This is a genomic window from Alteromonas sp. 4NS20-0143 (assembly GCF_057542855.1).
This window is the reverse complement of record NZ_BAAJLR010000003.1, coordinates 394,778-411,118: the sequence shown is the minus strand read 5'-3', so window position 1 is coordinate 411,118 and position 16,341 is coordinate 394,778. Positions and strand designations below refer to the sequence as shown.

The window sequence follows — 16,341 nt, the reverse complement described above, 5'->3', positions numbered from 1 at the left end:
GTAAAGCCTAAAGCATAGTGAGCATTAAGCCAAGTATACTTACCAACCAAACTAGTCTTTAGATACTAAATGAGCAAAAAAGTTTCAAAAACAGGCAAATTGTCATCAATCGCTGTTACAGCAAGATGCCTTTAACTATTTGCCTTATCTAATTTGAGAATAAGCCACTGTAAAAATGTGCAGACAGGGAAGGCTCGCTCTAGGGAGTGCGGATTGCTCTAGGAAGAAGGAGTAGTTGAGGCTTGCGCTAATAATTGATGGTGTAAATCTGCTACTTGCTGCTTAAGCGATAGTAAGCTTGTATTGTTATCTAATACATAATCAGCTGCACTTAAACGTTCTTCGCGGGTAGCTTGGGCATCCATAATGTTCTTTATCGTTTCTACATCACTGCTATCTCTATTCACTGCACGAGTCAGCTGAGTGCTTTCGCTGCAGTCAACTACAACGACTTTGTTGCACATTGTAGTGAGTTTGTTTTCAACAAGCAGCGGTACAGAGAGTATGCAGTAAGCGCTCGATGTGTCGGCTATCAGTTGCTGCATACGCTCCCGTATAAGGGGGTGAAGTAAGCTATTCAGCCAGTCTTTCGCAGTGCTATCGGTAAACACTAACTTACGAAGTTGCGCTCTATCAAGGGTGCCATCGCTCAGCAACACACTGTCGCCAAAGCGCTCGACAATACTCTGCAACCCAGTTGTGCCTGGTAAAACCACATCTCGTGCTACTTCATCGGCATCGACAACATTAATACCATGGGTTTTAAACAAATCAGTAGCTGCCGATTTACCGCTACCAATACCGCCCGTCAGGCCAACAACAAATGTGTTATTCAATATTTATTCTCCCAAATACGTTAATTAAACACAGTAAGCCAATCAGTTTACCCAACACATTAAACAAGAACGTCAAACAAATGAATATTCGCTACATGTTGTAGTTACCAAACCGGCGCCGTTTGCCACAGCCGCCGCTCTTAAATTATCAGCTTGAATCATAAGTTCGAGCCATAAGCTTAAGCTTTAAGTTCGACTGAAAAATTGACGTTGCCGAACTAAATTGTTCAAAGCTAATTAGTCTATTGCTACAAAACCATATCAAGGTAGGTGGTAATAATAACGTCTTTGTATAAAAGCGTCAGCCAGCCCGCAACTGCTAAATAAGGCCCAAAAGGAATCGCCAGCGATTTACCCTTATTTTGTATCATCATAATGGCAATACCAATAATGGCGCCCACAAAAGAAGAGAGTAAAATAATAACCGGCAGGCCCTGCCAGCCAGTATAGGCACCAAGCGCAGCCAGCAACTTAAAGTCGCCGTAGCCCATACCTTCTTTGCCAGTCACTAGCTTAAACAGCCAATAAACAGACCATAAGCTTAAATACCCTGCAGCAGCACCAATTATGGCATCGGTAGTGCCAACAAATACGTTACTCGTGCTCAATAGCAAACCGAGCCAAAGCAGTGATAGCGTCAGTTGGTCTGGCAGCAACATTTTATCCACGTCGATGAAAATAAGCGAAATAAGTACATAGGTAATTAAAATAGCCCACACAGCTTGGGAAGTCGGCCCAAAGTGATATGCAGTAAACGTACAGGCGATAGCAGTAAAAAGCTCTACTAACGGATAGCGAGGGGAAATACCTGTTTTACAATTGGCGCATTTGCCTTTTAAAAACAAATAGCTGAGTACTGGAATATTTTCCCACGCTCGAATGGTATGCCCACACTTAGGGCAGGTGCTATCGGGCTTTACAAGGTTAAACGGGGCTGAGGGGGCCGAAGGGATAGATAGGGCTGGGTCAACCGTAGAAGCAGCATTGGCGTCTTCATCACTATTTACCTCAGCAAAGTAGCTATCGTATTCTTCTTGCCAGCTTCGCTCCATCATAATTGGCAGACGATAAATAACCACATTCAAAAAACTGCCAACCATGAGGCTAACCAGAAAAACGAATACGTAAAAGAACTCTGGGTGGAGTTGACTGAGGGTAATAATTGCATCCATTAAAGCAGTTCCATTAATATAATTCTGTTGTCAGCAACGTATTTACGCGCTATCGATACCTACCAGAATAAGAAAAAGCCCGCGAAAGTGCGAGCTAGTTATTTGTTATTGTTTTTAAGCAGAGAAGTTTTACTTTTTGCATTGGAAAATCAACGCTAGCGATTTGTGCTAGTTTCTTCCTTGAAGTCGACGGATAGTTATACCACGTTACCCATATCGAATATAGGTAAGTACATGGCAATGATAAGACCACCTATAACTACGCCCAATACTGCCATTATCATAGGCTCAAGTAAGCTAGTTAAGCCATCTACCATATCATCCACCTCCGCCTCGTATATTGTGGCGATTTTACTGAGCATCTCATCAACGGCGCCAGATTCTTCACCAATAGCTATCATCTGGGTCACCATATCTGGGAACACGTTAGTGGCACGCATGGCAACATGCATGGGAATACCGCCTGCCACTTCTTTACGTATAAACAAAATGGCATCTCGGAATACTGCATTACCTGATGCACCTGCAGCTGACTCAAGGGCTCCTATAAGAGGAACGCCTGCAGCGAAAGTAGTGGCAAGGGTCCGGGTAAATCGAGCAATACTGGCTTTTCTAAGAATTTCTCCAATTACCGGAATTTTCAATACAAGTTTGTCACAGGAATCGCGCAGCTTTTGGCTCTTTTTGTAAGCACGGCCAAATAAGAAGCCTGCAATACCTACCGCTATAGCAATAAAAATACCGTAGTCTTGCACAAATCGAGAAATGCCTAATACAAACTGGGTAAATGCGGGCAGTTCTGCTCCAAAGCTACTAAATATCTCTTCAAATTGAGGTACCACAAAAATAAGCAGTATAGTGGTTACAATAAAGGCTACTACCACTACAGCAATAGGATAGAACATGGCCTTTTTAATTTTAGATTTTAAGGCTTCTGCTTTTTCTTTATAGGTCGCAATTCGGTCGTAAATTAACTCTAGTGCACCAGATTGTTCACCGGTATAAACCAAATCACAATAAAGGTCGTCAAAATAGTTTGGATGCTTTCTTAATGCCGAGGAAAGTGGATTACCTGCTTTAACTTCTTCAGTTATTTCGCCTAGCAACTTGCGCATACTGACTTTTGCGTGACCTTGAGCGATCATTTCTAAGGATTGAATAAGAGTAACGCCAGCGCTAAGCATAGTGGCGATTTGGCGTGAAGTAACTGATATGTCTGCCGGTGTTATTTTTGCTGCGCCAGAGCCAAATATAGGCTTACTCAGCTTTTTAACTTTATTAGCGGAAATACCCTGACGACGAAGTAGATTCTTGGCCTCTGAAACAGATACGGCTGATAACTCACCTTTTCGCGACTGGCCCCTTCTGTCTTTGCCCTGCCATATAAAAACTGTTGGTGCTCTTGCCATAGCAATTCTTCTGACTCTTCTTGAACGACATAAAACAAAAAAAGCCCAGTTAATGCTGGGCTTTTGGGATATTCTGTTTGGTTAGCAGATGTCAGCTGGAAGACACGCTTTAGTCCACTTAACGTTACCATCAGTTACATCAGGTGATAACGTATAAGTAGCGGCATCAGCTCCGTTTTTAAGACCAGAGTCTCCCGAAGCAGTCGCTTTGATTACTCCATCAGTGATTGTTACCCCGACAGTATCTGCATCTGGCCCAATTAAAGCGGGAACCCCATTTGTGCCTTGATCACAATCGGTAATATTACCCGTTGATGAATAGCAAATCTCTACAGCTGTTTTCGCTGCGGCAGTAGCGTTAGTCACTTCAGTGAACTTCGCTTTCTGCGTGTAGTTCTGATAAGCAGGCAATGCGATTGCTGCAAGAATACCGATGATCGCAACAACGATCATTAGTTCGATTAGGGTAAAACCTTTTTGGTTTGTAGTTTTCATTTTCATCATGGTCTATCTCCGGGACGTGTATAACACGCTAAGTTTAAATAAATTCAAATTGACGTTTATACCCGAGTCGTCCTTAAACGCCCCTGGTACTTGTTACTCAGTATAGAATTTTCTTTGTCTATGACAAGTATCTAGAATTATACCTATGTCTGACACAATCAGTATGACACGTTCGTTCACACCATTGCAGCTCTATGTCATTGAACTTTCGTATAAAACTATTCCTACTGGCAAAGTATGTTGAGCAATACAAACCACAACATTTAATGTTTTATATGTTGACCTTCGCGTAACTACTCGTCGCAGGTTCATATTCTGCTAATTTTCCGTTGATTTCGGTATATTTTCTAACTTGCTCAGTTATTGACAGCGATCATTGCTAGCAAAACTAAACAAAAGTAGCCTTAATCTAACTGGATACGTAGCGACAAATCAATCGCTTGCACGTGCTTTGTTAGTGCCCCTGAAGAGATATAATCTACCCCAAGTTTTGATAACGAAGCCAAACGTTCATCGGTAATGTTGCCAGACACTTCCAGCTTACACTGTGCGTTATTCATGGCTACTGCCTGCTGGATCTGTTCGTTAGTAAAGTTGTCTAACATTACAATATCAGCACCCGCATCAAGGGCCTGTTGAAATTCTTCAATGCTTTCAACTTCAACCTCAACAGTTTTACCTGGCATGTTTGTTTTTGCTCGGCTTATTGCATTGTGAATACCGCCGCAGGAGAAGATGTGATTTTCTTTAATTAAGTAAGCGTCGAACAACCCGACACGGTGATTTTGACCACCGCCGCAGCGTACGGCGTATTTTTGCGCGTATCTAAGTCCTGGAAGGGTTTTCCGTGTATCAAGAATTTTGGTGTTAGTACCGGCTAAATATTTGGTGTAAGAAGCCGTTACCGTTGCGCTGCCTGATAAGGTCTGTAAAAAGTTAAGCGCGGTGCGTTCAGCGGTAAGAATAGCTCGGGCAGAGCCAGATAAACTCACTAACACCGTATCGGCTTCAACATGGTCCCCGTCTTTTACATGCCAAGCTACCGACACTGACTCATCTATTAAGGCAAACGCTTGATTTACCCAAGCAACGCCACAAATAACGCAAGGCTCTCTGGTAATAATAGTAGCACTCGCTGTCACTTCTTTATCAATTAGGTTGGCAGTTATGTCGTTATCGGCATTCAGTTCACCACCTAAGTCTTCAATGAGCGCTTGAGAAACCTGTTCGCGGATGGCTTGTATATCGGGTGACGTCATCTTCATTGCTGTTTTCTTTTCACTTTGTCTTTTTAGAGGGTACGCAATATTAACCAATCGCCACGCTGAGTAAACTCTAATTGGCGAAGAACGCTCATTCCGAGCAATATATGGTTATCTTGCATACCAGGGTTTAAGTTGGCTTTTACATTTCGTACTTCTATATCGCCAATGCGAAGGGTGTCTATGGTGGATTCGGCTATTCTGACCGTTCCGTTCGCGGTTCTTGCCAGTGCTTGGCGGCCTGCCTGCAACTGAAGCTTACTGGCCAAATGTGCCGGCACAGCAACGTCCGTCGCACCAGTGTCGACTAAAAATACAACCTCTTCACCGTTAATATAGCCGCTGGTGATGTAATGGCCCTGACGGTTCTGTTTAAGGCGCACTTCGGTTTGCGATCCCATTTGCTGCGAAATAGGCGTGCTATTCGGGTTAACTTGTTTTTCCAATAGGCCGGAGAAAACATACACAAGTAAACCCAGTCCGCACACCCACGCTAATAGCACCATCCACTTTCCAGCGGCGCTTGTTTCATTGTGTTCCTGAGACATTACTCTCCCGTTAGAGCGCTTACGATCGCTTTTATATTAGTTGCTTCCGTAGTTTTTTTCATAGCTTTTTAAAACCTGCCTTTGGCTTAAGTTATTGATTTTGCCAGTAGAGCAATGTAACACTTCTATATGCACAGGCATCTAATATGTAAAATTTGATATGTAATAATGCTGGCAAACATTAAAATAAACCCACACCGAGGTGCTTCACCCTATGTTGAAATACGACAATGCGACCTTTGTACCGTCGCCTCATTGTGATGCTCGTCCTGATGACGCACAAGTAAGCCTGCTGGTGGTTCACAATATTTCTCTACCACCATCTCAATTTGGTACGTCAGGAATTCGTGATTTGTTTATGGGGCAGCTTAATATTAATGAACATCCCTTTTATAGGGAAATTGCCGGTCTACGGGTATCGGCACATTGTGTCATCTACCGCACGGGAAAGATTGAGCAATTCGTTCCTTTTAACCAAAGAGCATGGCATGCCGGGCTATCGGTGTTTCAAGGTACGCGTCGATGTAATGATTTTTCTATTGGTATAGAACTAGAAGGCACAGACACACTTCCTTTCACCGGTGAGCAGTATACCGCATTGACAAAACTGACCAATTTCATCGTTAAGCACTATCCTCATATCTCGTTAGGGCGTATCGTAGGTCATAACGATATTGCACCAGGGAGAAAAACCGACCCTGGAGTTGCGTTTGACTGGGCTAGGTATAGAAAGACCCTTATCAATTTACTGTAGGCAATTCTTAGTAAACCAAGCAATAAAATGAATGCCTATAAAGTGGGTCACCGCGTCTAGTCAGGCTTAATCAACAACTAAGATAAATACCTGCATTGCGTCAAATAACTGGAAGCGATCTACCACATGATTTTAATGAGTTTGCTATTAGTACTAAGTTTAGAGCGATTAGTAAGTAAAGATCCCCGCTGGCATATTGAAAAATACGCCAGTCAATACCGTGAGTGGCTTATTGAAAAGCGCTGGTTGTCTAAAAAGAACACGTCTGCGTCATTGTATCTTTGCCTGCTAGCTCCAGCCGCTGTACTTGCAGGAATAGAATATTTTATTTTCGGCGCTTTTCTTACGTTTATCGAGCAAAGCGTTGTCCTATTTATTTGCATTGGTTGTCCTGCACTAAGGGCCACTTATAAATGCTTCTTAAACGCGGCCGAGCGAAATGATTTGCAGGCCTGTAGTATGTACACCGACCAATTGGGCCACTGTACCAACGAGCGTGATAGTCACAGTAGTGTTAACGAAAACGCAAATAATGAAGAGGCTGACGACACGAGTAGCGCAAAATACCAAGGTCAAAGCTTTGGGCAACATTTAACATGGCTTAATTATCAGCACTACGCCGCTGTTATGCTGTGGTTTATTGCGTTTGGCGCGCCTGGCGCATTATTTTATAGCCTGAGTAGAAGTACTACTGAAGCGCTTTGTGCAGCTAATCATCCCATGCGCGAAACTGCAGCCCGTCTCATGTTTGCATTAGATTATATTCCGGTTCGAATTACTGCATTTGGTATGTTGATGATGGGGCACTTCTCTCGCGCATTGCCCGAATGGATTAAATATGCGTTGCAATTAGATGTATCTGCCTACGACGTACTCACTATTATTTCGGCGAAAGCTGAAATGCTAACGCCAGAAGAACAAGCGCTACAGGCTGAAAATGCATCGGTTGAACCCAAGGTGCTTGTAAAGTTAGCAAAACGTAATGTTATTTTTTTACTGGTTGTCACTTCGGCACTTACGGTTATAGGCAGTCTCGCATAATCACTATTTTTAACATTTAAAATAATGAAAACATTTGGTCTAGCAAAAAACTCTTGCTAGATCAGATGCTTTTGCTTCTACATCTTCTTTCATCTTCTCATCAGACCAGTAATGGTTTAAACACTTTTCTTAACAAATTCAACAATAAAGCTTAACAGGCAGCAAACTCAGTCAGGTTTGCTATGCTTGAGAGTATTTACCTCCAAAACGATCTGCCTTAAACTGTATAGGTAAAATGGTATTACCAATTTGAGTTGAGTTTACATTAATGTCACTAATTTAGCGTATTCACAACTGTGATTAACACTAAAGGACTTCACTACAGAGACAGGGGCCGCATGCGTCAGCAGCGAAAAAAACTAGCAGATGTCATTACTGAGCAACTTGAATCTATGATTCTCGATGGTTCTCTATTGGCGGGGCAAAAATTGCCGCCAGAGCGAGAGCTTGCGTTGAAGTTTGATGTGTCTCGTCCCTCCTTGCGTGAAGCTATTGGTAATCTGCAAGCCCGTGGTCTGGTAGAAAGGAAGCAAGGTGGCGGAACGTTTGTGAACCGCAATCTCAATGCGGCAATGAAAGACCCACTAATGGATTTAGTGAGCAAACGTCCAGAAACTCAGTTTGATCTACTCGAATTTAGACATGCCTTAGAGGGTATGTCGGCTTATTACGCTGCGCTTCGCGGGCAACCAGAAGATATTGATGCGCTAACTCAAGCATTAAATGAGCTTCCGTCGCCAAAAGTGAGCGAGAGTAAACGTGGCCAAGCCGAGGCGCTAGGACAGTTTTACATCATCATGGCGCGAGCTTCGCACAATATGGTGCTGCTTCACGTAATGAGCACCATGCAAAGTATGTTAGTTGACAACATAGAACGAAATTTAGACATGCTGGCGATGCATACTGATGCAGTGGCAGATATTGCCAAACAGCGACGAGAAATTGTGGAAGCCATAGCGTCGCAAGATCCAGAAGCTGCTCGTCAAGCTTGTAACACGCATTTGGCGTTTATTGAAAAAACGCTGTTAACCATTAATCAGCGCGACACTCGTGTTCAGCGAGCGTTGCGTCGTTTAGAAATTTAGCCTAGAGCACGCTGCTCGCGGTTAATTATTCGCAGAGGCCGGTCGGGTTGTACCCGTGCCACTGCCCAAGCAGGTGAGCCAGAACGGGTCACTGTGAGTACAACGTAGTTTAGTTTTCCTCCTTTAACGCAGGGTGTAAATGTTGCGTAAGGAGGATTTTCTATATAAGCAAAAATAGGATGGCACCATGACTGATATGATGCACCAAGATGTGGACCCTCAAGAAACTAAAGAGTGGCTAGATGCACTCGAATCTGTATTCGAAGAGGAAGGTGTAGAACGCGCTCATTACTTACTTGAGAAGCTTGTTGATAAAGCTCGCCGTAGTGGAGCTCACTTACCGTACGACGCTACAACAGCGTATATCAACACTATCCCTGCAGCGCAAGAACCTAACATGCCTGGCGATCTCACTATCGAAGCGCGCATCCGTGCTGCAATTCGTTGGAACGCGTTAATGATAGTGCTACGCGCGTCTAAGAAAGATCTAGAACTTGGTGGTCACATTGGTAGCTTTGCCTCTTCAGCCATGCTGTACGATGTTGGCTTTAACCACTTTTTCAAAGCGCCAACAGATGGTAACGGCGGCGACTTTATATTCGCTCAAGGCCACATTTCTCCGGGCATTTACGCTCGTTCTTTCATCGAAGGTAACTTAACGGAAGAGCAGCTAAACAACTTCCGTCAAGAGTGTAACGGCGACGGACTATCATCGTACCCGCACCCGCATTTGATGAAAGACTACTGGCAGTTCCCAACAGTATCTATGGGCCTTGGTCCACTGCAGGCGATATACACAGCGCGTTTCTTAAAATACCTTACTAACCGCGGTATTAAAGACTGTTCAGCGCAGCGCGTATACTGCTACATGGGTGATGGTGAGTGTGATGAGCCAGAATCATTGGGTGCAATTGGCTTAGCGTCTCGCGAAGGCTTAGACAACCTAACATTTGTTATTAACTGTAACTTACAGCGCTTAGACGGCCCTGTACGTGGTAATGGCAAAATTATCCAAGAACTTGAAGGCACATTCCGCGGCGCAGGCTGGGAAGTGGTTAAAGTTATTTGGGGTAGCTACTGGGATGAGCTTCTTGCCCGTGACAAATCAGGCAAGCTAATTCAGCTTATGGGCGAAACCGTAGACGGTGAATACCAGAACTGTAAAGCGAAGGGCGGTAAGTACACCCGCGAAAACTTCTTTAACAAGTACCCAGAAACGAAAGCGTTAGTGGCTAACTATTCAGATGAAGACATCTGGCGCTTAAATCGTGGTGGTCACGATCCGGTTAAGGTATTTGCTGCATATCAAAAAGCCATCGATACCAAAGGTCGCCCAACGGTTATTCTTGCGAAAACCGTTAAAGGCTTTGGTCTTGGTTCATCGGGTGAAGCACAGAACGTGGCTCACAACGTGAAGAAAATGGAAGTGGAATCGATTAAGAAATTCCGTGACCGTTTCAACATTCCTATTGAAGACGACAAAATTGCCGATCTTCCTTACTACCGCTTCCCAGAAGACAGTGAAGAACTTAAGTATCTGAAAGAGCGCCGTGAGGCCCTTGGCGGATATCTTCCAGCGCGCAGAGAGCAAGCAGAAGAGCAGTTAGAAGTACCAGAGTTAAAAGCCTTTGACGCTATTTTGAAAGGCTCTGGCGATCGTCAAGTGTCATCTACCATGACCTTTGTACGCGTACTTAACGCGTTGCTTAAAGATAAGAAAATTGGCAAGCGCATTGTGCCAATTATTCCTGATGAAGCACGTACATTCGGTATGGAAGGTCTGTTCCGTCAGGTAGGTATTTACGCTAATGAAGGGCAGAAATACGTTCCACAAGATGCCGACCAAGTGGCTTACTATCGCGAAGATAAGAAAGGCCAGGTACTGCAAGAAGGTATTAACGAGCTAGGCGCTATGGCGTCTTGGGTGGCGGCGGGTACGTCTTATTCAACCTGTAACGCGACCACTATTCCTTTCTATATCTACTACTCAATGTTCGGTTTCCAACGTGTTGGCGACTTAGCATGGGCAGCGGGTGATAGCCAGGCTCGTGGTTTCCTATTAGGTGCGACAGCAGGTAGAACAACACTGAATGGTGAAGGTCTACAGCATCAGGATGGCCATTCACATGTACAGGCTAACTTAATTCCTAACTGTGTAACGTACGATCCAACGTATGGCTACGAAGTGGCGGTTATCGTACAAGATGGCTTACGCCGTATGTACGGTGAAAACGAAAACGTTTTCTACTACCTCACGTTAATGAATGAAAACTATCAGCATCCTGCGATGCCTGAAGATGACGATATTGCAGAGCAAATCATCAAAGGTATTTATAAGCTAGAGCGTGTTGAAGGTAAGAAAGCTAAGCACAATGTTCAATTGATGGGCTCGGGCACTATTTTGAATGAAGTGCGCAAAGCGGCACAAATTCTTAGTGACGATTACGATGTGTCTTCTGACGTGTACTCGGTAACGTCTTTCAACGAGCTGGCTCGTGAAGGTCAAGGCATTGCACGCTGGAACATGCTTAATCCAGAAGCAGAGCAAAAAACACCGTACATTAGCCAAGTGATCACAAAAGATGCAGGCCCAGCAATTTCTGCAACAGATTACGTGAAGAACTACTCTGACCAAGTTCGCGCTTTCATCGATACAGAATATCGTTGTTTAGGTACAGACGGCTTCGGAAGAAGTGACAGCCGTGAAAACTTGCGTACGCATTTCGAAGTGAATGCTGCCTACATCGTAGTGGCATCACTTTACGAGCTTGCACAGCGCGGTGACGTTGAGAAAAAAGTGGTGGCAGATGCTATTAAGCGTTTTGAAATTAACGCTGAAAAACTTAACCCACTTTACGCGTAGTCACAGACACATAAGGTATTTTACATATGTCAGATATTCAAAAGATTGTCGTTCCCGATGTTGGTGGTGACGAAGTTGAAGTTATCGAACTGTGTGTTTCCGTTGGCGACACATTAGAGGCAGATGAAGGGATTGTTACCGTAGAGAGCGATAAAGCATCTATGGACATTCCTGCGCCGTTTGAAGGCGAAATAGTAAGCCTATCTGTTGCCGTGGGTGACAAGATTAAAGAAGGCGACGTTATCGGCGAAATCAAAACCAGTGCTGGTGCTGATTCTGAAGGTAATGATTCTGAAGCTGATGCTTCTGAGGCGAGCAGCTCAGCAGACAGCGCCGAGTCGGACAGTGAGTCATCTTCAAACGACTCTCCTAGTGAAGAGCCTAATGAAGAGCCTAAAAAAGAGTCTGAATCAACATCAGACTCTGCTCAATCTTCAGGCAGCAACATAATTGAAGTTGCTGTACCAGATATTGGTGAAGACGGCGAAGTTGACGTTATCGATGTGCTAGTTGCTGTGGGCGATACCATTGAAAAAGAAGATGGCCTCATTACGCTAGAAACTGACAAAGCGACAATGGACGTGCCCTCAAGTCACGCCGGTACCGTGAAAGAAGTGTTAATTAGCAATGGCGATAAAGTTAAAGAGGGTACCGTGGTTATCAAGCTTGAGGTCAGCGGTTCTGACTCATCTGAAAACACGGAAAGCTCGAGCTCTGGCTCTTCAGATAGTGCTGACGAAGAAGCCAAGTCGTCTAACGCAGCATCTTCAGATTCGTCATCAAGTGAAGTGATTGAAGTATCTGTTCCTGATATTGGTGAAGACGGTGAAGTCGATGTTATCGACGTACTCGTTTCTGTTGGCGATACCATTGAAAAAGAAGATGGCCTGATCACACTTGAAACCGATAAAGCCACCATGGATGTGCCATCAACACATGCTGGTACGGTAAAAGAAGTGCTTATTTCAACAGGCGATAAGGTTAAGCAAGGCACACTAGTGGTGAAATTAGAAACTAGTGGTGGCGCATCAGCCTCTTCAGCGAAAGAAGAAAGCAACTCTGAAGCATCGAAGCAGTCAGATTCTTCTAGTAAAGAATCTGCGGACAAGAAGACTGAAGAAAAGTCAAAAGCACCAGCGCAAAAGCCTGCGCCGGCTAAAGCAGACTCAAGCTCTGACAAAGAAAGCAATGACGGTAAAGCCCATGCTTCTCCATCAGTGCGCAGAGTGGCACGAGAGTTCGGTGTAGACCTCACCTTGGTAAAAGGCTCTGGTCGTAAGAATCGTATTTTGAAGGAAGATGTTCAAGAGTACGTTAAAGCTGAATTGGCTAAGCCTAAAACGGCTGCCGCGTCAGGTAATGCACCTGTAGGTGACAATGTACTTCAAATTGTGCCGGTTAAACCTGTTGATCACAGCAAGTTTGGTGAAGTTGAAGAGCAGAAGCTATCGCGTATCCAGAAAATTTCTGGGCCGTTCTTACATCGTAACTGGGCGACTATTCCACACGTTACGCAGTTTGATGAAGCTGATATCACTGGCGTTGAAGCATTCCGTAAAGAGCAGAATGCTTATCATGCAAAAATAAAGTCTGGCTTAAAGATCACGCCACTTGTTTTTGTTATGAAAGCCGTAGCGAAAGCGCTAGAAAAATACGAGGTGTTTAACTCGTCGTTATCTGATGATGGCGAAAGCTTGATCATTAAGAAGTTCATCAATATCGGTATTGCGGTAGAAACTCCTGGCGGCCTTGTTGTGCCAGTCATTAAAGATGTAAACAAAAAAGGCATTGAGCAACTGTCTCAAGAGCTAATTGATACATCTAAGAAGGCACGTGAAGGCAAGTTGAAGTCTGCCGATATGCAAGGCGGCACGTTCACTATCTCTAGCCTAGGTGGTATTGGCGGTACGGCGTTTACGCCAATCGTGAATGCCCCCGAAGTGGGTATCTTAGGTGTCTCTAAATCAGAGATGAAACCTAAGTGGAATGGCAGCGAATTTGAACCTCGTTTAATGGTTCCGTTAAGCTTGTCATACGACCACCGCGTTATTGATGGTGCTGTAGGTGCAAGGTTTGCTGCAGAAGTTGCTGCTAACCTAACGGACTTACGTAGAATTATACTTTAAAAAAAAATCGTAAAATGTTTACAATATGATTAACATTTTTGACGATTTTATAGGCCCTTAGGGCGGTATTTAGGTTATGCTAGCGCCTATATGTGTAAGCAACGCGTGTTAGCATAATCAAAAAAGAGGATTGAGGTTCACAATGAGCGAAATTAAAACGCAATTAGTGGTACTGGGCGGCGGCCCTGGCGGTTATTCTGCAGCATTCCGTGCAGCCGATTTAGGCATTGAAACAGTTATCGTAGATTCGCGCGATTCATTAGGCGGTGTATGTCTTAATGTTGGCTGTATTCCGTCAAAGGCACTTCTTCACGTTGCGAAAGTAATGAAAGAAGCAAAGCACTTGGCAAGTCATGGCGTGAGCTTTGGCGAGCCAAAGATTGATCTAGACAAGATCCGTGACTACAAAGACGGCGTTGTTAAGCAGCTTACCAACGGTCTTGCCGGTATGTCTAAAATGCGTAAAACCAAGCATGTGAAAGGCTACGGTAAGTTTACGGGCAGCAACACTCTTGAAGTGCAAGGTGACGACGGCGTTACCACTATTACGTTTGAAAAAGCGATTATTGCTGCAGGCTCTGAGCCAATTAGCTTGCCATTCATTCCAGAAGACGATCGCGTAATCGACTCAACTGGCGCTTTGGAAATGAAAGATATTCCAGAGAAAATGCTAGTCCTTGGCGGTGGTATCATCGGTCTTGAAATGGGTACAGTGTATGAAGCACTAGGCTCAAACGTTGATGTAGTTGAGTTTTTAGACCAGCTTATTCCAGCTGCCGATAAAGACATCATGAAAGTATTCATGAAAGACTACAAAGAAAAATTCAACATCATGCTAGAAACCAAAGTGACTGCGGTTGAAGCAAAAGATGATGGTTTGTACGTTACTTTTGAAGGCAAAAAAGCACCTGCTGAACCAGTACGCTACGACAAAGTACTTGTAGCAGTTGGCCGTAAGCCAAATGGTAACCTAGTAAGCGCTGATAAAGCAGGCGTTAATGTTGATGAGCGCGGTTTCATCAATGTTGATAAGCAAATGCGTACTAACGTAGAGCATATCTTTGCCATTGGTGACCTTGTAGGTCAGCCTATGCTTGCACACAAAGCGGTACATGAAGGTCATGTTGCTGCAGAAGTGGTTGCAGGTCAGAAGCACTACTTCGACCCACGTGCCATTCCATCAGTTGCCTACACAGAGCCAGAAGTTGCCTGGGTTGGTTTAACCGAGAAAGAGGCTAAAGAGCAGGGCGTAAACTACGAAGTAGCTTCGTTCCCGTGGGCTGCATCAGGCCGCGCAATTGCTCAGGATTCCACTAACGGTTTGACCAAGATGATTTTCGATAAAGAATCTGGTCGCGTTATCGGTGGTGCAATGGTAGGTACTAACGCGGGCGAAATGCTTGGCGAGATTGGCCTAGCTATTGAGATGGGTGCCGACGGTGAAGACGTTGCGCTTACCATTCACGCTCACCCTACGTTAAACGAATCAATTGGACTAGCGTCTGAAATATTCGAAGGAAGCATTACTGATTTGCCAAACCCTAAGGCAAAGAAAAAGAAATAAACAACTTTTTCTGATGTTACAAAAACCCGCTAATTAGCGGGTTTTTTAATTGTGTTTTCAGATAAAACTTAGGCTGTAGCCTTGTCTTTCAATGCAGGTTCAGACTCAGGCTCTGCTACCGCATCGTTGGCGGTTTGCAAGTGCGCTGGAGTAAACTCACTGCTATCCATATTGCGCTGTGCCATAAGACGTTTCACCGTATCTTCACAGTAAGCTTTTCTGCAGCATTGCGACAACAGTAATTCATGGCGTTGAACCCGTTCCCGAATAAACTTCACAACCAGCCCCCGCAACCATTGCAACCCAGCGTCTTGATCTTGACGCTTATGCCACATTACCGAAAGTGGTGAGCTGACAATTTCCACTGGGGTTTCGAACACAGCCAACTCGCCAGAAAATATTTCTTTTTCTACCACCAGAGATGGCGCCACGCAGATAAGGTTACTCTCTTTCAAAAGTGGGGTAGCGTTATAAAACTGATTAACCGACATGGCAACCCGTCTTTTAAGTCCCAAGTTAGCTAATACTTGATCGGTTGGGCCAGTGACATCGCCAGTCACCGACACCAATAAATGATCGGCTGCTACAAAGTCATCCAGTGTAAGTTGAGACGCTGCAAGAGGATGATCGGGGCGCATTATTACCACCCAACTCGGGTCTAGCACATGTTCTGCACGTATCACTGAATCAGGCTCTTGATGCTTTGAAAACGTTAACTCAGCCTCGGCGTCTTTTAATATCTTGTCCGTTTCCATATCGTAATTAGGAATAGCGTGAATATTAATGCCAGGTGCTTCATTCTCAATCACCTTTCGAAGTGGGCCCCATACCATAGACACAATACTGTCAGTGGCGGCTATACGAAAAGTGCGTTTGGCAGTAGCCGGATTGAAATCGGTGGGGTTAACCGCCACTTCAAGCTCACCCAGTGGCCCTTGAATTTGACTCCAAAGGTTCTTTGCGTAAGACGTGGGCTGTATGCCTCTACCGTCTTTTACAAACAGCTCATCTTTCCATGCGGTGCGCATTCTAGATAAGGCGTTCGATACAGCGGGCTGGGTCATTGAAAGCCTATCTGCTGCACGCGTAATCGCGCCCTCTGTCATGATGGCATCGAAAATCATCAATAAATTTAAGTCATGTGGACGCATTGCCGTCTCCATTAAAACCTGAATAT

13 protein-coding genes are annotated in these 16,341 nt (G+C 44.4%); 6 read left to right on the top strand and 7 right to left on the bottom strand.

Translation table 11 applies throughout. The features are described 5' to 3' along the window. Positions 1–218 precede the first annotated feature (218 nt). The 6 genes from coaE to AC27HD_RS08975 form a co-directional block, all read right to left on the bottom strand. Positions 219–839, bottom strand: coding sequence for a dephospho-CoA kinase (coaE, locus tag AC27HD_RS09000; protein WP_487105552.1), 621 nt, complete (start codon positions 837–839; stop codon positions 219–221). A 245-nt stretch (positions 840–1,084) separates the two neighbouring features. After that, the gene (locus AC27HD_RS08995) at positions 1,085–2,008 is read right to left on the bottom strand and encodes a prepilin peptidase (protein ID WP_487105208.1); all 924 of its coding nucleotides are present in this window, start codon (positions 2,006–2,008) and stop codon (positions 1,085–1,087) included. A gap of 197 nt (positions 2,009–2,205) precedes the next feature. Beyond that, positions 2,206–3,417, bottom strand: coding sequence for a type II secretion system F family protein (locus tag AC27HD_RS08990; RefSeq protein WP_487105206.1), 1,212 nt, complete (start codon positions 3,415–3,417; stop codon positions 2,206–2,208). 81 nt (positions 3,418–3,498) lie between these two features. Continuing rightward, complete coding sequence (locus tag AC27HD_RS08985; protein ID WP_487105204.1) at positions 3,499–3,921, bottom strand: pilin; 423 nt, start codon at positions 3,919–3,921, stop codon at positions 3,499–3,501. Positions 3,922–4,325: 404 nt separating this feature from the next. Next, positions 4,326–5,180, bottom strand: coding sequence for a carboxylating nicotinate-nucleotide diphosphorylase (gene nadC, locus AC27HD_RS08980; RefSeq protein ID WP_487105550.1), 855 nt, complete (start codon positions 5,178–5,180; stop codon positions 4,326–4,328). Positions 5,181–5,212: 32 nt separating this feature from the next. Beyond that, the gene (locus AC27HD_RS08975; RefSeq protein ID WP_487105203.1) at positions 5,213–5,731 is read right to left on the bottom strand and encodes a retropepsin-like aspartic protease family protein; all 519 of its coding nucleotides are present in this window, start codon (positions 5,729–5,731) and stop codon (positions 5,213–5,215) included. Between the two features lie 214 nt (positions 5,732–5,945). Between AC27HD_RS08975 and ampD the strand changes: the two genes are divergently transcribed. From ampD to lpdA, 6 genes are all read left to right on the top strand, one after another. Beyond that, positions 5,946–6,485, top strand: a complete 540-nt coding sequence (ampD, locus tag AC27HD_RS08970) for a 1,6-anhydro-N-acetylmuramyl-L-alanine amidase AmpD (protein ID WP_487105201.1) — start codon at positions 5,946–5,948, stop codon at positions 6,483–6,485. A gap of 126 nt (positions 6,486–6,611) precedes the next feature. Continuing rightward, positions 6,612–7,526, top strand: coding sequence for a beta-lactamase regulator AmpE (gene ampE / locus AC27HD_RS08965; RefSeq protein ID WP_487105199.1), 915 nt, complete (start codon positions 6,612–6,614; stop codon positions 7,524–7,526). A gap of 338 nt (positions 7,527–7,864) precedes the next feature. Then, a complete protein-coding gene (locus AC27HD_RS08960; RefSeq protein ID WP_032097492.1) occupies positions 7,865–8,611 on the top strand; it encodes a GntR family transcriptional regulator in 747 nt (248 codons plus the stop codon). Positions 8,612–8,798: 187 nt separating this feature from the next. Continuing rightward, complete coding sequence (gene aceE / locus AC27HD_RS08955) at positions 8,799–11,474, top strand: pyruvate dehydrogenase (acetyl-transferring), homodimeric type (protein WP_032097493.1); 2,676 nt, start codon at positions 8,799–8,801, stop codon at positions 11,472–11,474. Between the two features lie 26 nt (positions 11,475–11,500). After that, a complete protein-coding gene (gene aceF, locus AC27HD_RS08950) occupies positions 11,501–13,600 on the top strand; it encodes a pyruvate dehydrogenase complex dihydrolipoyllysine-residue acetyltransferase (RefSeq protein ID WP_487105196.1) in 2,100 nt (699 codons plus the stop codon). Between the two features lie 142 nt (positions 13,601–13,742). Further along, entirely contained in the window at positions 13,743–15,164 is a 1,422-nt protein-coding gene (lpdA, locus tag AC27HD_RS08945) for a dihydrolipoyl dehydrogenase (RefSeq protein ID WP_032097495.1), read from the top strand. Between the two features lie 68 nt (positions 15,165–15,232). On the opposite strand, the gene AC27HD_RS08940 is transcribed toward lpdA, so the two are convergent. After that, positions 15,233–16,315: a LysR family transcriptional regulator gene (locus AC27HD_RS08940; RefSeq protein WP_487105194.1), complete on the bottom strand. Its 1,083-nt coding sequence runs from the start codon at positions 16,313–16,315 to the stop codon at positions 15,233–15,235. Positions 16,316–16,341 lie beyond the last annotated feature (26 nt).